Origin of the sequence: Sunxiuqinia dokdonensis (genome assembly GCF_001270965.1) — a bacterium.
Lineage (GTDB): Bacteria > Bacteroidota > Bacteroidia > Bacteroidales > Prolixibacteraceae > Sunxiuqinia > Sunxiuqinia dokdonensis.
Genome location: NZ_LGIA01000148.1, coordinates 107,821 through 128,716, shown reverse-complemented (window position 1 = coordinate 128,716; position 20,896 = coordinate 107,821). Strand labels below are relative to the sequence as shown.

The 20,896-nt window shown below is 47.3% G+C and carries 16 protein-coding genes; 2 read left to right on the top strand and 14 right to left on the bottom strand.

Annotated features, from left to right (window positions below; all coding sequences use genetic code 11):
• Positions 1 to 3: 3 nt before the first annotated feature.
• The 11 genes from NC99_RS09525 to NC99_RS09475 all read right to left on the bottom strand — a co-directional run bounded on the left by NC99_RS09525 (position 4) and on the right by NC99_RS09475 (position 13,391).
• Complete coding sequence (locus NC99_RS09525) at positions 4 to 1,869, bottom strand: outer membrane protein assembly factor BamB family protein (protein WP_053182868.1); 1,866 nt, start codon at positions 1,867 to 1,869, stop codon at positions 4 to 6.
• 4 nt (positions 1,870 to 1,873) lie between these two features.
• Positions 1,874 to 3,127, bottom strand: coding sequence for a 4Fe-4S binding protein (locus tag NC99_RS09520; RefSeq protein ID WP_053182900.1), 1,254 nt, complete (start codon positions 3,125 to 3,127; stop codon positions 1,874 to 1,876).
• A gap of 13 nt (positions 3,128 to 3,140) precedes the next feature.
• A complete protein-coding gene (locus tag NC99_RS09515; RefSeq protein ID WP_053182865.1) occupies positions 3,141 to 3,737 on the bottom strand; it encodes a 4Fe-4S dicluster domain-containing protein in 597 nt (198 codons plus the stop codon).
• 183 nt (positions 3,738 to 3,920) lie between these two features.
• A complete protein-coding gene (locus NC99_RS09510; RefSeq protein ID WP_053182862.1) occupies positions 3,921 to 4,889 on the bottom strand; it encodes an NHL repeat-containing protein in 969 nt (322 codons plus the stop codon).
• Positions 4,890 to 4,968: 79 nt separating this feature from the next.
• The gene (locus tag NC99_RS09505) at positions 4,969 to 5,340 is read right to left on the bottom strand and encodes a GxxExxY protein (protein WP_053182859.1); all 372 of its coding nucleotides are present in this window, start codon (positions 5,338 to 5,340) and stop codon (positions 4,969 to 4,971) included.
• A gap of 82 nt (positions 5,341 to 5,422) precedes the next feature.
• Complete coding sequence (locus NC99_RS09500; RefSeq protein ID WP_157624743.1) at positions 5,423 to 6,850, bottom strand: outer membrane protein assembly factor BamB family protein; 1,428 nt, start codon at positions 6,848 to 6,850, stop codon at positions 5,423 to 5,425.
• A gap of 1 nt (position 6,851) precedes the next feature.
• Entirely contained in the window at positions 6,852 to 8,093 is a 1,242-nt protein-coding gene (locus NC99_RS09495; RefSeq protein WP_082326398.1) for an outer membrane protein assembly factor BamB family protein, read from the bottom strand.
• A 53-nt stretch (positions 8,094 to 8,146) separates the two neighbouring features.
• Entirely contained in the window at positions 8,147 to 9,361 is a 1,215-nt protein-coding gene (locus tag NC99_RS09490) for a PQQ-binding-like beta-propeller repeat protein (RefSeq protein WP_053182851.1), read from the bottom strand.
• Positions 9,362 to 9,741: 380 nt separating this feature from the next.
• A complete protein-coding gene (locus NC99_RS09485) occupies positions 9,742 to 11,088 on the bottom strand; it encodes a Gfo/Idh/MocA family oxidoreductase (RefSeq protein WP_053182850.1) in 1,347 nt (448 codons plus the stop codon).
• Between the two features lie 110 nt (positions 11,089 to 11,198).
• The gene (locus tag NC99_RS09480; RefSeq protein WP_053182847.1) at positions 11,199 to 12,053 is read right to left on the bottom strand and encodes a sugar phosphate isomerase/epimerase family protein; all 855 of its coding nucleotides are present in this window, start codon (positions 12,051 to 12,053) and stop codon (positions 11,199 to 11,201) included.
• A gap of 3 nt (positions 12,054 to 12,056) precedes the next feature.
• Positions 12,057 to 13,391, bottom strand: coding sequence for a 3-keto-disaccharide hydrolase (locus tag NC99_RS09475; RefSeq protein WP_053182843.1), 1,335 nt, complete (start codon positions 13,389 to 13,391; stop codon positions 12,057 to 12,059).
• Between the two features lie 141 nt (positions 13,392 to 13,532).
• Between NC99_RS09475 and NC99_RS09470 the strand changes: the two genes are divergently transcribed.
• Both NC99_RS09470 and NC99_RS09465 read left to right on the top strand, forming a co-directional pair.
• Positions 13,533 to 14,705: a hypothetical protein gene (locus NC99_RS09470; RefSeq protein WP_053182840.1), complete on the top strand. Its 1,173-nt coding sequence runs from the start codon at positions 13,533 to 13,535 to the stop codon at positions 14,703 to 14,705.
• A 4-nt stretch (positions 14,706 to 14,709) separates the two neighbouring features.
• Positions 14,710 to 16,041 carry a sodium:solute symporter family protein gene (locus NC99_RS09465; protein ID WP_053182838.1) on the top strand — a complete coding sequence of 444 codons (1,332 nt, stop codon included), beginning with the start codon at positions 14,710 to 14,712 and terminating at the stop codon, positions 16,039 to 16,041.
• 5 nt (positions 16,042 to 16,046) lie between these two features.
• Here NC99_RS09465 and NC99_RS09460 read toward each other — a convergent pair whose 3' ends face one another.
• The 3 genes from NC99_RS09460 to NC99_RS09450 form a co-directional block, all read right to left on the bottom strand.
• The gene (locus tag NC99_RS09460) at positions 16,047 to 18,536 is read right to left on the bottom strand and encodes an endonuclease MutS2 (RefSeq protein ID WP_053182835.1); all 2,490 of its coding nucleotides are present in this window, start codon (positions 18,534 to 18,536) and stop codon (positions 16,047 to 16,049) included.
• A gap of 65 nt (positions 18,537 to 18,601) precedes the next feature.
• On the bottom strand, positions 18,602 to 18,991 hold the full coding sequence (locus NC99_RS09455) for a response regulator (RefSeq protein ID WP_053182832.1): 390 nt from the start codon (positions 18,989 to 18,991) through the stop codon (positions 18,602 to 18,604).
• Positions 18,992 to 19,031: 40 nt separating this feature from the next.
• Positions 19,032 to 20,702, bottom strand: a complete 1,671-nt coding sequence (locus tag NC99_RS09450; protein ID WP_053182828.1) for an alanine/glycine:cation symporter family protein — start codon at positions 20,700 to 20,702, stop codon at positions 19,032 to 19,034.
• Positions 20,703 to 20,896 lie beyond the last annotated feature (194 nt).

Sequence of the window (20,896 nt, the reverse complement as noted above, 5' to 3'; positions counted from 1 at the left end):
TTCTTAATTTCCAATGCAATACAAATGGTCGAAACCACGCAGGTACATTTTGCCGTCGGCGAATACCGGCGAACAGACCGATTTTTCGCCCAATTCAGATTCAGCTACCAATTCAAATTCCTCGGCCAATTTGATGACGTGCAGGTTTCCACCCATATCCATCACATACACTTTTCCGTCGGCATAGATTGGCGAAGCGTAAATGCCATCTCCATATTCCTGCTCCCAGTATTTGGAGCCGTCTTTGGCATCGTAGCAAGCCAGCACGCCATAGCTTGTGGCGATCATCAGCAGTCCATCCTTGGCCAGCGGACTGGCCACTTCGGGCAGGTATTCGCTTTCTTCCCAAATTACCTCGGCTGCACTGCCCACCTTAATGGCCGCCAAAGTTGCATATTCATTGGCGGCATAAACCACACCATCGGCATAACCAACCGAGGGGCCCACTTCACCCATCATGCAATCCACCGTCCACAATTCTTTCCCGTTCTCCGGATCGTAACCAGCCACCAACGGTTCGCCGGTTAAGATCAGTTGCGTTTTTCCATCAACATCGGCCAATACCGGTGAGGCCCACGAAATTCGCACATCGCGCACGGTTTCCCATTGGTTCGATCCATCGTTGGTTGACAACGCCAAAACTTTAGCGCCCCGATTGGTGTCGTACTGAATCAGCAGTTTGTCTTTATAAATGATGAGCGATGAGGAATGGCCATAGTGATTGTCCGGTACGCCCAGGTTTTTGGCCCAAAGCCGTTTGCCGGAGAAATCGAGTGCGATAACATCACCTGTCCCAAACAATGCAAAAACTGCCACACCATTGGTTGCCATCGTAGGCGCAGCCAGTCCGGTATCTTCCGTTACTTTCGGCATCTTCGCCGGTGAACCCGCAATTTGATCAGCTTTGGCTTCCCACAAAAGATCGCCTGTGTTTTTATTATAGCAATACACCACGCGCGCCTCATTGTCGGCTCCTGTAACAAACAACTGGTCGCCCCATACAATTGGCGAATTATAGCCGTGCTTTGGAACTTTCACTTTCCAAAGGACGTTGTCTCCCGACGCCGCATCGAATTTTTCAGGCACCTTGGTTTGATAGGCAATGCCATCTCCTGCGGGTCCCCGGAAAAAAGGGTAATTGGCCCGCATTTGCTCCCGCGTTGGCAGTGTCGCCTTAGTTGCAGCAGGAGCGGCTTGCTGTTCGGGCACCGCCTCGGCGACAACTTCAGGTTCTTCAATTGCGGTTTCCGGTTGAACCAACTCTTCAGCGGCCTGTGATTCAGTTTCAGCAATCGGCTCAACTTGACTTTCTTCGACCGGCTGAACTTCTATCACCTCCACATCCGATGACAACTGGTTTTCAGCCAGCGACTTCGGTTCGTAATCATCTAAAATATTGTTTGAAAACACGCCCGACATCATGGCCAAAATAAACAAACCAGCACCTGTATAAATCAGCCATTTTCGTGCGAGTTGTTTATCCAGAAAAGCGTCTTTTTCAATGCTTTCCAACTCATCCAGCTCGTTGCGGAGCGATTTCAGGTAACGAATGGCCAGCACAAAAACTACCACGCCGAAAAGCAAGAGATAGGCGCCCGTGCGAATTTGCCATTGGCTGGTAAAGTATGCTTTTCGAATCAGCAGGTCAAGCGCCCGGATATCTTCCTTTAGCGCTTCATCCTGCGGATTTTCGTGCAGGCGTTCAACCAAGGTCTGCAAAGCCGGGCTTTCCAGCGGGTCAACCGTTTTCAATTGCAGGTAATTGGCAATCAGCATTACGCTAACAATCAAACTAAAAAGAACCGCAAACCAGGCGATGCCTTTCGCTACATTCATTTTATCTTTCAGGGTCCAGTTCATTTTATTCATTGCTTTAATTCTTCACCGGACAATAATCCATACATCGTCCGCAGCTTAAACAATTTGTTTTATCAGGTTCGTAATCGTACCGGTTTCGGTGCGATGAAAGTTTTAACAAGGTCAGGCCGATAACCAATCCGAGGAAGCCGCCAACCAACCAGCCGCCCCAATAAAACTGACTACGTATTTTTTTGGCTTCGGTCACCAGTTGATCCATCGATTTACCGGATTGCATAAAGGCACGGGCGTCAATGTGTTCATGATCCTGCTTCAGTTCCGGATTTTCAACCAACTGCTCGGCCAGGTAAACCGTTGAATTGAATTTGGCCAGCGGCACATGCATCATGGAACCGGCCAATCCACCAATCCCAATCCACAGCGGGATAAAAAATAAATACGTCATCAGTCGCTGCACGTTCGAGCGTCGGTTGCCCTGCTCTTCCACTGGCTCTTCAATGGCTCCGAACGGACACGAATTGGCACACAACTTACACTGAATACAATGGCTTGGGGTGATGGTCATGTGTTTCTTCGAGAAGGTGGACATCCAGCCCAGCAAGACGCCGTACGGACAGAAAAAGCGGCAATACGGCCGGGCTACAAAAATGCCAACCAGCAGGAATAATCCGCCGAGCAACAACATTTGAAACTCCGCATCGAAGCGGAAAATTCCCACGAAGGGGTCGTAACGACAAATCAGAAATTCGGAACTGGTCGCAGCGTATAAAACCGCCAAAGCCAAATACAGGTAAGGGATGATTCCCAAGACTTTTTGCAGCCATTTGGGCAACTCAATAGGGCGAAAAGCCACCAAGTCCTGAATGGCGCCCAGCGGACAGACTGCCGCGCAAAACGTCCTTCCGTAGAACAAAGTGACCACCAAGGGAATGACAAAGAAAAGCAGGGCGGTAAAGGGCAACACATAGGTGGGATCGAAGATGGCCAGCGTCACATTTTGAATGGCACCAATGGAGCAGATGCAGCCTTGGCGGTAAAAACCAAAATAGAGCAAGGCAAAAACAGAAGTCCAGAGCACACCGCGACGCGAGCGCTTTTTCACGACAAACCAAGTGGCCACAACAAGAACAGCAACCAGCATAAAAACATCCAGGTACTCCAGAAACAAAGTCCGCGGCGGAGCTTGTGAAGTAGCTGGCTGCACGTAGCCGGTTTCAAATTCGGGTTTGGGAAAACGCTGCTGCGCCCATGCCGGCACGCTCAGTAAAAAAGCGGTGAATGAAAAGATTATTTTTGAGATTCGGTTCATTGAAGTTCTTGGTTTAAGCAGGATTTGACTGATCGGTTCCAACCGAAAAATCACCTTTTATTTTGTATGGATTGCTTGCTGGCACACGCTCAAAAGCATCAGCCGGACACACGCGGGCAATGGAACATTCGTTGCAGTTGACACACAAATCGTGTCGTACTTGCAGGTGTAGCGAACCATTGCCAAACGACGAGCAGCCTTCGACGCACTTGGCACACCCGAAGCATAAATCCTCGTCAATTTCATATTCAAAATAAGGGTCTTCCACAAACTTGCGCCGAATGGCCGAAGTGGGACAAAGCTGGTTCTCCGCAGCGGTTGACAAGGCATTTGCATCCGGTTTGAGGTAGCCGCCACACAAATCGCAGTAACCGCACAAGTCATAGGCGTGAACACATTTCACAGCCGATGGCGTCATCACGCAATAGTCGGCGCAGCGTCCGCAGTAAACACATTTGAAGGGGTCGAGCTGCCAAACGTAATCATCGGCGCTCACCTTCAGCGCAGCCGCCGTGGCCACGCCAGCCAGTGAAACGCCCAGCGTCCAGCGCATACCGGTTTGAATGAATTCGCGCCGGCTAGCTTGCTTATGTTCTTTTTTATCGCTCATCTTGTCTGCTCTGTTTAGCTTTATCCAACTCGCACCCGCTGAAAACAGTGCACGACTTACATACGCTGTTCTCCGAACAGGTAAAATCAACCTTATTCCGACTCACCAAAAACAGCGAGCCTCCCACGATTCCAGTTAAAACACTCAGGCGCAAACCTGCCTGTATAAATTCTTTCCGATTCATCATTCGTTGTTTTTCGGTTTGAATACACGCACTTGCTTGCGGCTGAAATCGAGCAAGATCACCCGTCCTTCTTCATCCACGCAAACATCAGGCGCTTTCGCATCCTCATCAAACATATCCGGCGATGCGACCACTCCGATATATTTACCATGCTGATCGTATATTTTTACCCGAACAATCCCTTTCTCACTGGTCACAAAAGCATTTTCAGCCATAATCGCCATGTGTGCCGGATTACAACAGCCGCTAAATCCTTCGGTTTTTACCGATGATGCTGTCCACGAACTACGCATGGCGCCATCGGCATTGAAATTTTCCAGACTGTGGCGTCCGGGATTAACCGCCCACAAATAGCCTTCTTCACTCAAATCAACATCGAAACAAGGGCTGGGAACAACAAATCCAGGAACGGCTTTGTCTTCATCCCGCTCACCAATTTGCTGATGCAATTCGCCTTGATGCGAATACTGATAAACCAGCCGGTTACCGGCATCGGCCACATACACAAATTTGGGTGAAACGGCCAGCGAAGTAATCACCGAACGCGGCCCAAAATCATTCCATCGCTGCATTTCAGTTCCATCCGAACCCAATGCAACCACCTGATTTTTCAAAGCCACCCAAAGCTGTTCATCAGCCGCCAGAGCCGTTGGTGCACCATCCAGTTTGATTTCGTTCAGCATCTGCCCTTGCAGGTTTAGCTGAATTAAACTGCTGTCAGCAATGATGTAGATCACCCCATTGCGGTAGTCGATTCCTTTAGGTTCGTCCACTTTTAGCTGCAGCACTTTTTCTTCCTGATAAAGAATTTCCGCAGGATCGACCTTGCGGTATTCGCTTACGTCGAAAGCATACGGATTTTCAATGTGTTTTCCTCCCCTGTTTTGCACAAAATCGCGCGCAATGATAACAGCGATGGCCAGGGCCAAAACAAACAAGATCAGATTAACCAGCTTTTTGTATTTCATATCTTTGCAATAAATTTCAAATTTCAAACTGCCTAACCACAGAGTCACACTGAGTCAGGCACAGAGTTGCACTAAGAATTTAATTGGCCAGTCGCTTTATACCATGCTTTAGTGAGGCAACATTAAAATTCAACAACAAACCAATTTTACAGCCAGAAAGTTTTAAATAGGTCAAAACTTGTGCAGTATGAACATCTGTGAAAACATCTACTGATTTGATTTCAACTACAACTTTATTTTCAACGAGTAAATCAATACGATAATCGGCATCCAATTTCACTTCCTTATAAATCAATGGTAACGCTTTTTGCTTCTGGACATAAAGTCCTGACTGAATCAACTCATAAAACAAACACTCTTCATAAGCACTTTCCAACAATCCCGGACCAAGTGCAGAGTGAACATCAAAAGCACATTTTAGAATTTGCTGGGTAATTTGGTTGATTTCCATTTCTGTTCATTTTAATATTAACTCTTTTTGACTCTGTGCAATACTCCGTGTAACTCCGTGGTTAAAACTCTCCTTTTAAAGATTAAAGGGGCTTGCCAATATCCAAACAAACCATTGTTTTTGAGTCGCGCATGAGCAGGCGGCCATCGGCAATGGCGAGCGGCCCCCAGGCATCGTGCCCATCCAGAATCTTTTTCTGTGCTAATTGAATGTACCGGCTTTTGTCCGGTTTAATCATGGTCAGTGTTCCATCATCGTCCAAAATGTACATCTTCTCGTCGGCAATGATGTAGGGTCCCAGACCAAATCGGGCGTCTTTTCCGGAAGTCCAAACCATGGTTTGCACATCATCGGGGTGCACGCAAACCAGTTGGTTGCGGTTAGAGCCCCCATCTTTGGGAAGGATGCCAAACAAATGGCCATCCCAAATCACAGGCGTTTGCTGTTCACATGCCAGCCCGTCTTTTGGCTTATATTCTGTGATCACTTCAACGTCGAATTTTTCGCCTTGCGGATTGAGGCGGATCATCATTCCGCCGGCACCGTAGCCCGCTGTCAGAAAAATTCGTCCACCTTCGAGAATCACAGGCGAAGGAGCCACCACCGAGTGGTTCCAGGCATTCGATCGGAAGAGCACTTCGCCTTCATCATCGCCATCGGCAGCAATGCCACACACCCCGCCATCGGCGCTGTACACATACATGTTGCGCCCATTGAAATTCATCGGAACAATGGAAGAATGCGACATTTTCCACTGCATTTCGTTTGGTGTTTCCCACAAGATTTCACCCGAATGAATATCCACAGCCATCATGATGGTACTTCCGCCGGGCGACAGGATCACTTTGTCGCCAACGACCAGCGGACATTGGGCCGTGTACCACTGCGGAATGGTGGTTCCGTAATCTTTCACCATGTCGATTCCCCAAATAAAATCGCCGGTTTCGCGGGCCACACACATCACATGGCAACGCGGCCCTATTGTAACCACATGTTCTTCGGTGACAGTTGGAACCGTTCGTGACATCCCATGATTTCGTTTGACATGCACCCCATACGAGCGGCGCCAGATTTCCTTTCCATCGGCAAAGGAAAAGCATCGAAGCGCATCTTCGCGGGTTTCTTCATCGTAATCGAGCAAGTAAACTTTGCCTTTGTAAATGGCAGGCCCGGCGTGCCCTTCGCCCAATTCGACCGACCATAATATCTTTGGCTCGTCAGCGCTCCACGAATCTTTCAGGTTTTGCTTTTCAGAAACGATGTTGTCAAAATTTTCGCCACGAAACTGGGGCCAGCTGCCTTCCATTTCGGGCGCTTCATTGTCAAAAAGATTAAAATTTTCGCCAATCCGAATGATTTCTTCAATCAAATTGCCAGCCTCCCGGTTGTCTTCACCGGGTAAACTGGCCTGAAGGTTGCTCGTCGGATCCTTCGTCAGCCAAAAAACAAACGAAAGCACCCCAATCAAAGCAACCAGTCCAACCAACGAATTTATGAGAATTCTATTCACGCTATCCTTTCAAATTATAAACCATCAATACATCACCATGTCGCAGAAACAGTTTTCCATCAAACAGATAGGGATGCGCCCAGTGCGGACCCGAGCCCTTTTCAACCCGAAACGAGCTGATGACTTTAAAACCTGCCGGATCCGGCTCAACCAGCGCTACGTTTCCGCGCTGCTCTTCGTAGATGTAGAACAATCCATCGGCATACACCAAAGCGCCTTTGGTATTCCAGGTCTCGTCGTACACAATTTCACCTGTTTCCCAATTTTTGCACAACCAGTTTCCTTTGCGATTATTCTCCCAGTTCGAGCCATAAATGTAGCCGTCCAGCTCAATCAGTCCATGGTGATGATTGTCGAAAATGGTGTCGGTATATACTTCTTCAAATCCGCTGGCATCGTTGTTGATCCGCAGCATTTTTGCCGGATAATCGTAGCCCATGGATAAGAAAATTTCGTTGCCTTTATAGAGAGGGACATTAGTCCAGATGAGCCCGGGTTGGTCCGACCATTTCTCGTTGTTGTAGTATTGATAAGTCATTTTCACCGCTCCCGTTTCCGGATCCAAGGCAATTAAATTGGTTGCAGTAACTGCCAGCACATATTGCTCGCCGTTATTTTCGTAAAGTGTTGACGACGCATAAGACCGTTGCCCGCCCACGCTGGGTGTTTTCCATATCTCATCGCCGGTCATTTTATCGAAAGCCACCACCGAAGTTTCCTGTCCTCCTGGAGTACAAATCACTTTATCCCCAACAATCAGCGGCGATTCGGAAACGCCCCAAATATGCCACTCAGCTTCATAATCGCGGTCAACATTTACTTTCCAACTGATTTCTCCGGTTTCAGTATTCAGACAAACCAGTTCACCAATTCCGCTGATAATATAGATTCGATCATCTTCGATGGTTGGGGTACTGCGGGTTTCGGGGAACGATTTTTTCCAGGATTCGCCATAGGCTACCTGCCATTTCTTGTTCCCTTCAAAATCAATACAAGTCAGGTAATCCAGCGTATCAATCATTCCGGAAACATAGAGGTATTCGCCATTTGAAATCACGGAGGAATAGCCTTTGCCAATACCCTCCACCTCAAGCAATAACTCGGGACCGGCTTCAGGCCAGGCTTTTAGCAAACCGGTTTCAGGGAACTTCCCATCGCGGTTTGGTCCGCGAAACTGGTAGATTTGTGCATCGACAAGCAAGCTGACACAAAGGAAAAGTTGAATGATTAACAGTCGTTTCATGTTGGTTTTTTATGGTTGATATTTGGTTTGGGCGTTTGCTTAATGAATGATCGCTAGGCCGATATTTTGTACGCAATCAGCGACTGTCCGTGGCGCACATACAAAATGCCGTTGTGAACAACCGGATGTGCCCAATGCTGAGCTGTTCCGTATTCTACTTTGGCTTTAGACACCAAGTCAAACTTTTCAGGAGTTGGCTTGATTAAAGCCAGCTCTCCCCGATCGGAATACGCGATCAGCTTATCGCCAGCCATGATGACTACGCCGTTTCCGAGCTCGGTCGAATGCCATTTTTCTTCGCCGGTTTTCCAGTCGTAACAAAACCAACCGCGCGCTTTGTGCCCCGAAGTGTAAACAAAACCATCCGAAATAATGGCTCCGCCCATTTGGTTGTCCATCTTTTCGGTGCTCCACACTTTGCTAACTGACGAACCATCATCGGCCAGGTCCAATTTTACACAGCCTTGTCCGTAACCGCTGAAAATAAACAGCGCGCCATCCTGAAAAATCGGTGTGTTCGGGTGAATGTTGTATTGATTGGGATGCGGATAGCTCCACAGCATTTTTCCGTCTTTGGCATCAACTGCAATCACTTCTTTACCGGTATGGGTAACCAACAATTTACGGCCTGGCAGCTCAACCAACTTTGGTGTGCAGTAGGCGGCTGTTTCGCCTTTGCCGGCGCTTTTCCAAACCAGACTGCCATTCATGCGGTCGAGTGCAACCATATTAAATTCCTTACCTCCAGGAGTGAAGAACACGTTATCGCCATCAACGACAACCGTTTCGTTGAATCCCCACCGTAAGTGTTCAGAGCCAAAGTCTTTAGCCAGCTCTTTGTTCCACACGATGTTGCCAGTGTTCAGGTTTAAGCAGATCAGTTCGCCATAACCGCTGACAATGTAGGCCAAATCGCCAACGATGGTGGGCGTTTGCCGCGATCCGGGATAACTCACTTCAAACTCTTTTCCGTAAGGGATCTTCTTTTCGAATGAGCCGTTTTCATTGAAAATACTGAGATAGCCAATTTCATCGACCATTCCCGGACAGTAGATTTTTCCGTTGGCAAAAGTTGGGGAGGAAAAGCCTTCGCCCAGTTCTTCAAAATGCCACAAAACCTGGGGGCCGTCAGCGGGCCATTGCGCCATTAATTTGGAGGCTGGATACTTGGCTTCGGAGTTTTCGCCGCGCCATTGTGTAGGTTGCTGTGCCAGGACATGCACGCCAATAAAAAGGCAAAAAAGCAAGGTAGTCAATCGATTCTTCATGGTTTTCAAATTAAGAAATCTAATGATCCCAAAATTATTAAGGAAAGACCAAACTACCCAGCTGGCTACCAAATTTAACAAGGTTCTAAATAGTTACATTTGTTAACAAGTCTTATGTTACAACAATTTCCTCAACAAGCTGACTACATGATCAATAGCAATCATCACACAAAAATCAATGAGCAAAAGTTTATCACTTTCAAAATCTAAAAAGTACGAATGATATTGATATAAATCACTTTGAATAGAAAATATCGCCCGCTTCTCAGAAAATGCAAAAGAAAATAGCCCACAAAAATGCAGGCTATTTTCTTTATGACCATCGGCTTAGCCTGGCCATTTGTTTTTGAGCATATTCCTTTGGTGGTCGCTCCTCGAAACTACAACTTTGGTTCCCAACCGGGTTCATATTCCCGGTCCCACAACTTCATGGCATCGCGATCATAAATACGACCATCGTTGGTATCGACATCAAACGACTTTCCGATGCGCGAAGAAATGTTGGCATAATGCGTCAGCATTTGACTGGTTGCGCCCATGTCAATTGGTGAGTTCAGTTGCGTTGACTTGCCGCGGATGTTATCGAAGAAGTTAAGCACATGCAGGTCAGTCATTCCGCCACCGCCACCAAGGGTAGTACCGGCTTCATCGCTCACCGACTTACTGTCGCGCACCAATTTACCACCACGGTCATACAGCTTATAACCGCCGCGATTGACAAATACTGATCCTTCTGTTCCGTAAATGATCGTTCCCCGGTCGGACCCGTAAGTGCTGTAACCATTGCGGCTTTTTCCGTCCCACACAATCACTTTGTTTCCGGGGAAACGAAAACTGGCATCCATGGTATCGTACATTTCCCAGCCATCGTCAAGGAAATGGCGCTTGGCGGCTTGCACTTCAACAAACTCCGGATACTCAACATCGAGCGCCCAGCGGGCAATGTCGAGCTCGTGCGTGGCGTTGTTTCCGGTTTCTGCTGTTCCCCAGTTCCAGCCGTACCAGTGCCAGTTGTAGTCCCAGGTGTCGTGCCGGTAATCTTCGTGTGGAGCTGGCCCTTGCCACAGGTTCCAGTCCAAGCCTTCGGGAACCGGCGCCTTTTTAGGCACAGGTACTGAGCCGCGGGTGTTGGAGTAAAAAGCAACCGCCCGGTAAGCGTTTCCAATTACGCCGTTATGAATTTGGTTGATGATTTCGATGGATTCGGGCGACGAGCGCTGCTGGTTTCCCATTTGAACGACCTTGCCATATTTCTTTTGAAAATGAACCAGCAATTCGCCTTCGCGCGGGCTGTGGCTACATGGTTTTTCTATGTAAACATGCAGGCCAGCTTCCATGGCCATCCAGGTTCCGGGAGCATGCCAGTGGTCGGGTGTGGCATTGAACACGGCATCCACATCTTTATCGGCAAACACTTCACGGATATCGTTGATCATGGTTGCTTTGCCACTTACTTTTCCATGCAAATCTTTCCCAACTTTTTCGCGCTGCTTTTTCATCACATCACAAATGTAAGCCAGGTCAACATTGTTACTTTTATCTTTTACCGCGTTGTAGTACGCACCCACGCGGCGTCCGCAGCCCATAAAGGCCACCTGCAGCCGGTCGTTGGCACCAATAATCCGTGAATAACTCTTAGCCGACATGCCCATGGCCGAGCCACCCAAGGTAACTCCTGCAGCTCCGACAGCCGCTTTTCGTAAAAAATCTCTTCTGTTTGAACTCATTTTGTATCGTTTATTTGGTTTAAGGTCACGGACCTATTTGATATTTTCGGTTTCGCTTCTATCACAAATTGTTAAAGACTCGAAACATGACAATAAATTATTCGCACTATTTACTTGAAGGTGGATAAAATTCCTTTAACATAGCCCATCGACTCGGCCATTCCGGCAAACGGATCGTCGCCATCTTTCTCATATTCCAGTGCCACCACACCATCATATCCAAGCTCAACCAAGTCTTTCAAGAAGCGGTGATGATCAATCACGCCCCGTCCAATTTCGCAGGTTGATCCATCGTGGTCGGCAGCGGTAACATCCTTGATGTGAATATCCAGCACCCGGTCGAAATAATCCCTCACATCCTGCGAAGGACTGCGGCCAATGCGCTTGGTATGGCCAATATCAATACACAAACCCATTCGGGGATCCATGTCCTTAATCAGAACATACGCACTTTCCGCACTGGGATAGAGTTTGTCGCCCGGGCCATGATTGTGAATGGCCAATTGAATATCGTAGGTTTTAACCTTACTTTCGACGTACGGCAGCAATTCGTGGTTCGGAACGCCCACAATCATTTTCATCCCCGCTTTTTGGGCGTATTCAAAAGCCTGGTCGACCTCTGCTTCGGTGGTCATATAAATCACGCCGCCGGCGTACAGATTCAATCCGGCTTGAGCACAACTGGCAACCGCTTCGGCGATTTCATCATCCGTTGCATCCAATTTCAGGTGAAAACTTTTGAAGGCGACGTAATCGGCACCCAACTTTTTGGTAAATGCGATGGTTTGGTTCCGGTCGAACTTCCGAAGCGAATAAGATGCCACGCCCAATTTGAACTTCACTTCGTTTTGAATTTCAGGTTGCGTGCTTTTTTTTTCAGTTGTGCACGACGAAAAGCCAAACATGGCGAACACAAGAAAGGAAGCCAGGAAAATGGCTGCCCATGATTTTTGGATAGCTTGCATAGCTTAGAGTTTTCTAATTTTGATGCTTCTAAACATCACATGATCCTGGTGATCTTGCAGTAAAATGGGGGTTTCTTCCACCACACCAAAATCTTTAAAATCGGCATATTTACTTCGCGCAACCAAAGCATGAAACACATTGGAATCGATGGTGAATTCAACCACTTTCAATCCATTCAGCCAATGTTCAACCCGTCGGTCAGGATGAAGCACAATGCGACCGCGATTCCACTCACCCACCGGTTTCACAAAGCGTTGTTGTGTTTCCGAAGGAATCAAATCGTACAGCGATGCCATTTTCCGGTTTCCGGCAGCTCCCTGCTTGGCATCCGGATGATTTTCATCGTCCAGAACTTGGTACTCTAAACCAATGCTTGGCCCGTTGTTTCCCAACTGATACTTCACGCCACTGTTGGCGCCTTTGGTTAACTGAAACTCAAACTGCAAATCAAAAGCCTTAAACTTTTCTTTGGTCACAATGTCACCGGGGCGTTTGGCAACCTGGTCCTGGCCCAAAATGGCCAATGCACCATTTTCAACCACCCAACCTTTTTCGGGAAACTGATCTGAGTTGGCGCTTTTCCAACCGTTAGTTGTTTCGCCATCAAACAGCAACTCAAAGCCTTGGTTCTTCTCGGTTTCCGACACTTGATTGGGTAGCATGTTCACCACAAAAACATCGTCCATCGGGGTCAGTTTCAAATCGCTTGTTTTGATCCGCACATTCCGCCATTTAATTTGGCGGCCTTCCTGATCCGCTGATCCAATCGAATGCACCTGCAACGAAATGAATCCTTTTGGGGTCATATCGTCAATTAAGTGCGCCACCGGCTTCCCGTTTAAGAAGGTGCGGATGTCATTTCCAACGCATTCAATCCGGTACAAATTCCACGCGCCATTGCGAAACGCTTTTCCGCCTTCGGGATTGTAAGTGCAGGGATAAAGCCAGCCACGGCGGGCTTCATCATAAATACCACCACTCCAGGCACGTTCGGAAGGATCGACCTCGCATTGGTAACCATGCACCCGGCCATTGTTGTAATCGGCTTTACTTAAACTGCGGAACTGAATACCGGAGTTCATATTGTCGTCAACTTTCAACTCCACCTCGAGAATAAAGTCGCCGTAATCCTTTTCGGTTGTTAAAAATGAATTGGGCGTATTGGCAACCGTTGTGCCCACAATCACCCCATTGACGACTTCGTACTTGGCTTTTCCGTTGAGCTGTTTCCAGCCGGTCAGGTCTTTTCCGTTGAAAAGATACTCCCAGCCATCGGCATTGCCGGCTAATAAAAAGGTGCTGACAAATAGTAAAAGAAATGCTAATCGAACTTTCATATGTTTATTGGTTTAATGATTTACAAATTGCCACAAATTGACGTGAACGGTAACGAATGTATAAAAATAGGGATATTTCAGGTATATTTGCAGCACTAAAACGGGTTTTATAACAGTTACAACTAAGCTATAATTCCATTCATGACGAAAAACAAAAACCTCATATACAATCATTTAAAAAAAATTACATCGAGCAGGCATTTTGTGAAGTCAAAAATTAGTTGCGACCTCTTAAATTACCTGACAGAAGCTTCACTCGAAGGAAAAAATCCCAAAGAACTGACAATCGGCGTTGAGTTGTTCGGAAAGAAATACGAAGACGCGGACAAGCAAGACTCCAACATCCGGGTTTACATTCACAATGTCAGAAAAAAACTGAAAGACTATTATGCCGCTGAAGGGAAAAAGGATCCGGTTATTTTTGTGCTTGAAAAAGGCAAGTACCGCGTCCGGTTCGATTCGCCCAAAGACCACCGCAAGCCGGTTCGTTATGTATTTTTAATTCCGTTTATCGTTTCGTTTGCGGCACTGCTTGTACTCGGATTCCTGTATTTTAAGCTATCCTCAAAAGATAAAACTCCATGGAAGGAATTACCGGTTTGGCAGGATTTTGCAGAAAGCGACAAACCAACGCTGTTGGTATTGGGCGACTATTTTGTGTTCTCCGGCCAGCTACCAACCGGAAGTGTTGGTATCTACCGTGATTTCAATATTAATTCGGAAGTGGAATACGAGCATCTTTTGGATAAAAACCCCGAGCTGATCCACTCGCTTTCCAAGTCGAACCTGACGTATTTGTCGAAGATGGCGGCGTTTTGCCAAAGCCATATTTACAAAGTATTTGCACAAACCGGCGCACCAATTCATGTCAAGCTTTCATCGGATTTACAACCCGATGATTTGAAAAACAACAACATCATTTTCGTAGGCAATTATAAGAACATGGGGCTTTTTGAAAACGTTGTCCAAGATCTGGAATTCTCGTTTGGCATTTCCAGCTCCAGCCGACAGTTTATCTTTGCCGATGATCCGGACGCAGCAATTTATCGCCCCGCCAACGACAACAACAAGCAAACTGACTATGCGCTGGTCATTAATACGGAAGGATACACCGACAACCGCTTTCTGCTTTTTCTGTCAACCCAAGACATTGGCAATATTTCAGTCGTGGATCAACTGACAAATCCCAATTACCTGACCACGCTCTTGAATGAAAAGCTCACGCAACTCGACCCCGATAATTTTAAGGCGCTTTATAAAGTTCAGGGAATCAACAAAACCGATTTAGCGTTTGAATTAATCCGGATAGAATAATCGCATGAAAGTCACCATCCTCATCAGCTACTTCATCCTTATTATCGGCTTAGGCATTTATTCCTGGTTGAAGATAAAGGAACCCAGCGATTATTTTGTTGCCGGCAAACGCTCCGGATTCTGGCAAATATCGGGCAGTTTGCTGGCTACCGTGCTTGGCGGCTCGGCTATTTTGGGCACGGTGAACCTGACCAAAGACCAAAGCTGGGCAGCAGCCTGGTACCTTTTGGCAGCATCGTTTGGCTTGTGGCTTTTGGTGCCGCTTGTGGGCAAAGTCAACCGGCTGGGAAAATATACCCTCACCAACCTGCTCGGACAGTTTTATGGCGAAACAGCCCGAAAAGCCGCCTCCATCATCATTCCGCTGGCCTGGACCGGAATTGTTGCGGCCCAGGTGATTGCATCGGCCAAAATCCTGTTTAGCTTTTTCAACCTGCCCTACGAACAGGGTGTCCTGATTTCCGGAGCGGTTTTCATTCTCTACACCTTAATTGGCGGACAGATCTCCATCATCAAAACCGACTTCGTCCAGTCGTTCATCATTTTGTTTGGCGTGATGCTCACCGCTTTCTTTTTATGGGATATGCCCGAACAGGTTCCCGGATTCAGCAGTGCTTTTCCCTTCAACGCTCAATTCTCGGGGATTGACTTGCTGATTTTAGTGCTGACTTTTTCCAGTACGTTCGTTGTAGGGCCCGATATTTACTCGCGGGTATTTTGCGCGAGAGATGAAAAAACAGCACGCCGAAGTGTGCGGCTGGTAGCTTCCATTTTGATTCCATTCGCCTTCATTTTGGCGTATGTCGGGGTCTTCGCATTCAGTCACCTGCCCGGGGAAAACCTGGAAGGTTCAGCGGCACTCATTGAAGTGATCGGTTTTTACCTGCCCGAATGGATTGCGGGGCTGATGGCTGCTGCCTTGCTTTCGGCGGTTTTATCTTCAGCCGACACCACGCTGCTCACCTCTTCGATGATTTTAAGCGAATTGCTCAATCCGGACATTAACAACCTCAAATCGTTGAAGCAAACGCGGTATTTTATTGTGCTGAGCGGAATCATCAGCATGGTGATCGCGCTAAAAGTCACCTCCATCATCGGGACACTGTTGCTGGCCTTAGCTTTTTATTCCGGGGCCTTCCTGGTTCCCTTGGTGGCTGCACTCACCAATTGGAAAGTGAATAAACGCCTGAGCATTTTGGCCATGGTCGCCGGCGGAATCATCGCTTTGGGCGGAAAAATTACGGCCGCTTATTATGGAAGCGATGTTGGAAACTGGATGATCGTTTCAGCTTTTGTGGTGAATGCGGGGATTTTGATGATTCCTGAAAAGCGATAAGATTATCAACTCAACTCTACAATGGTGATTCCGGCGCCGCCAAACTGCACATGCTCGTCGCGATAGGAACGAACAATCGGATCGGCCCCCAGGAAGCTGCGGATCATTTCGCGCAAAATGCCGTTTCCTTTGCCATGCAGAATGCGCAATTCGGAAACATCCAGCATGATGGCTTCGTCTAAAAAAGCCTGAATATTTGAAATGGCTTCGTCGGCCCGCTGTCCGCGAACATCAATTTCGGGCTTGAAGGTATTACGCTTTTCCGACAGTTTGCGATGCACATTGGGCAAGGTCTTGTTTGTTCCGCGCATTTCTTTCTTGGCCTCGTTGTTGCTCACCTTTTGCAATTTTTTCCGGTTCACCGAGGTACGCAGCTGACCAAATGCCACCACCACGTTTTTGTCGCCAACTTCGAGCACTTCGCCAATGCTGTTTTGGCCTTCCATCCGCACTTTGTCGCCGGGTTCCAATTCAGCCTTCTGCTTTTTCGACACTGAAACTTTTACCTTCCCGGGCTTTTCGGGCCGCCGTTCATTCCGGCGTTTTTCCTTTTCTTTCAGCTTCTGAATTTTCTTATTGATCCATTCGTCGTTTTCTTCTTCAGGAACCTCAATTTTTTCTTTAAAGACGGTTAACTGTTTACGAATGGCCTTTGTTTTCTCTTTTTCCGCCTGACTTTCGCGAATTTCGCGAATGGTTTTTTCCACCATTTTATTGGCCTCGGCCAACACGCGGGCGGCTTCTTCTTTCGCTTCGGCAACAATCTGTTTGCGTTGCTTGGCCATCTCGCTCAAGTCGAACTCGTATTTCTCAGCCATCTCATCCAGGCTGCGCTCCACTTTCCGGATCCGTTGGCGTTTCGATTCCCAGTACCGTTTGTCGCGTACAATATCGCGCAAGTGCTTGTCGAAGTTGATGTGGTCGGCACCCACCTTTTCGGTGGCTTCCTGTAAAATGGTTTCGGGCATGCCAATTTTGCGGGCAATTTCAAAAGCAAATGAACTGCCCGGCTTGCCAATCTGCAACTGAAAGAGCGGTTCCATCTGGTGATTATCATACAACATGGCGCCATTCTCAATGCCGTCAACCGACGAGGCAAAGTGCTTCAAGTTGGTGTAGTGTGTGGTAATCACGCCAAAGGTACCTTCCTTGTTCAACTGATCAAGAATGGCTTCGGCAATGGCGCCACCAATCATCGGTTCAGTACCCGTTCCAAATTCATCAATTAAAATTAAGGTCCGGTTGTTCGTAAACTTCAGAAAATGCTTCATGTTCATCAGATGCGAACTGTAGGTACTCAAATCATTTTCCAGGGATTGCTCATCGCCAATATCGATAAACAATTGATCAAAAATTCCGGCCCGGCTTTTTTCATCCACCGGAATCAGCAAACCGCACTGCAACATGTATTGCAGCAGACCCACCGTTTTCAGGCAAACGGACTTTCCTCCGGCGTTGGGTCCCGAAATCAGCAGCAAGTGCTTTTCCGGGCTCAATTCAATATCCAGTGGAATAACTTTCCGTTTTTCGCGCTCCAACGCCAGGCGCAACAAGGGGTGAACCGCTTTCTCCCAAAACAGTTGGGGCTTGGCTTCCATGGCTGGTTTGATGGCGTCCATTTGAATAGCCAGGCGTGCTTTGGCCCGGATAAAATCAATGGTTCCCAAGAAATCGTACAGGTAAAAAAGGTCTTGCAAATACGGCCTTACATCGTTCGAAAATTCAATCAGAATACGAACAATCTCGCGCTTCTCTGCATATTCCAGCTCACGTATTTCGTTGTTGATTTCCACCACTTCGGCGGGTTCAATGTATGCGGTTTTGCCAGTGGCCGATTCGTCGTGTACAATTCCGTTCAGCCGTCGTTTCATGGCCGACGAAACCGGAATTACCGGACGCCCGTCGCGAATGGAGACCGAGGTATCTTCGTCCACCAGCCCATCGCGCTGCGCCTGCCGCAAAATGCTGTGCAAACGTTTCGACACATTGCTTTGTTTGCTGAGCAACTCACGACGTATCTGTCCCAGCTCGGGCGAGGCATTGTCTTTAATTTTTCCGTGTTGGCTAATGATTTGATCAATGCGTTCCTTGATGTAGGGAAAAACCTGGATGGGCTGAACCAAAGCGCACAAGTTTGGATAAATCTCTTCTTTCTGGTTTCCCAAAAAACGAATGATCGCGGTGACCGTTTCGAGCGAACGTTTCAGGTCAAACAATTCATTCACTTCCAAAAAACGTCCTTCGGTTTGAATTTTGGAGAGCGACGGACGCAAGTCGAAGTAATAGTTTGTAGGAAAATTGTCACTTTCAACCATCAGGCGTGAAAACTCATCGGCATAGGCCAATTCCAGCTGAATGGTGTCAAATTCGGATAAAAAGGAAATTTCGTCCACCCGGTCTTTGCCGAGCGTGCCCAGGCAATTTCCTTTCAATAAGCTCCGAATGCGATCGAAACCAATTTTTGATTCAAAATTTTGTGGGTATATTTTTGCCATGCCAATTTTCGTACTAAAGCAATTGTTCGGCAAAAATAGAAAGATGTGGGTGTAATAACAGAATCTTAGTTAAAATCTTTTACGATTTCCAGAAATTCCTGAATCCGAAAAGGTTTCACCATACAAGCATCCATTCCGGAGTTGATGCAGGCTCTCATTTCATGTTCCGTGTCGCTTCCGGTTAAGGCGATAATAACGGCCGGATTTTCCAGCGCCTTTTCCTTTTCAAAATCGCGAATCTTTTGCGTGGCTTCAAAACCATCCATCACCGGCATGCGGCCATCCATCAAGATAATATCATACTGGTTTTCGCGATACATGTTGTAGGCATCCATACCGTTGCTGGCTGTATCAATCCGGCCCATGGCATTTCTTAAAGACATGGCGACAACTCGCTGGTTAATTGAACTGTCGTCCACAACAAGAAGGGATAATTTTGTTAGGTCGTTTTTCATATTTGTCAAAAAGAATGAGACAAAAATAAATTAAAATTGGTTAAGTTTTTTGATTCCCGAAAAAATCGGAGTATTCTTTCCAAAATGCCTTCACTTCCGATTTCATCTCCTTACGCAACATCAAAATACCGATCAGGTTCGGTATGGTCATCATGGCAATGGTGATTCCTGAAAATGTCCAAACGATGGTTGTATCTGTAAATGAAGCGAAAAAGAAACCGATAACATAAACTATACGGTAATAAATTTCTCCTTTGATTCCGAAGAGAAAAGTGACAGCCCGCCCGCCGTAATACGACCAGGAAATGGCTGTAGAGAAAGCAAACAACAACAGGCCGATGGCTACAATATAACGCCCGGACGCTCCAAACCAGCTTTTTGTAAAAGCCTCGGTGGTGAGTGGGGCGCTGTGAATGAGCGATTTCCCGTGGAGTCGGGTTCCATCGTCGACCGGCAAATGGCCGTTGACAACATGGAGCATGCCGGTAAAAGGCTTTCCGTCTTTGCTGACGACAATTTCCCCGGCTAACGAACGGGCATGCAGGATGGTGACGTCGCCGGCAATGCGGCCCTCAGTCACCTGCAAACCACCGGTGTATCGCGCCAGGTCAGTTCTTCCCAGAAGAAAGTCGGCCAGTTGTTCCCGATCGGCTTCATGGCTTTCCACATACCGGCCCGCCAGCACTTCAATATCAGCCGATTGAAACTGGTTGTCCAATTTTTCGCTCCACACGCCCGACGACAGAATGACCAGACCCGTGAGCATACAAATGATAATGGTATCAATGAAAGGTTCGAGCAACGCCACCATTCCCTCTGATACCGGCTCGTGTGCTCGGGCTGCGGCGTGAGCAATGGGTGCTGAGCCCTGCCCGGCCTCATTGGAAAACAGCCCGCGATTGACGCCGCGGTTAAAAGCAAAGGCAAAGCTGGCCCCCAAAAATCCACCGGCAGCCGACGTTCCGGTAAACACATCGCTGAACACAGAGATGATCGACGGCACAATATTTTGGTAGTTAAAAAGGATGACAGCTACTGCTCCAACAAAATAAATGACAGCCATAATGGGAACCAGCCGCGAAGTGACCTGAGCAATTCGTTTAATTCCGCCAATAATTACAAATCCGAGCAAAACGGCCAAAACCCCGCCGGTAATAATTTTATCGATCCCAAAAGTGGCGTGCATCGAATTAGCGATTGAGTTGATTTGGGGTAAATTGCCAGTTCCAAATGAAGAAAAGATGGTGGCCACAGCAAAAATCACTGCCAGCCATTTCATGTTCAACCGGTTTTTCATGTAATACATCGGCCCGCCAGCCATCGTACCATCAGCCGTCTTTTCCCGGTATTTATGCGACAGGGTGACTTCAACAAATTTCGTCGTCATGCCGACCAGTGCGGTTGCAAACATCCAGAAAAGTGCAGCCGGCCCACCCAGATGAATGGCCAGGGCAACTCCGGCAATGTTGCCCGTCCCCACCGTTCCGGAAAGCGCGGTGGTTAAAGCCTGAAAGTGTGAGGTGTCGCCCTCATCGCCTTGACGATCGAATTTCCCTCTCACAATTCGAAAAGCAGGCCCCAGGTATCGAAACTGAGGAAATCGCAGATAGAAGGTAAAAAACAGGCCGGTGCCCAACAATAAAAAAACAAACCACTGACTGCCACCGATGTATCCATCAACCAGAGAGAGAATCTCATTCAATTTATTCATAATGCCCGCTTAAATCCGGAAGCTAAAATAACACATCGTTTTCTTCTGTTAAAATAAAATAGCAAATTCGCTTGATTTTCTTTCATTTTATAACTTTGGACGCGTAATTCCCATCAATATTTAATTTAAAAAAACTCGCACCAAAGCTGAACATACATCAGTTTTTTCCATAAATTTGCTTACAAATAATAAAG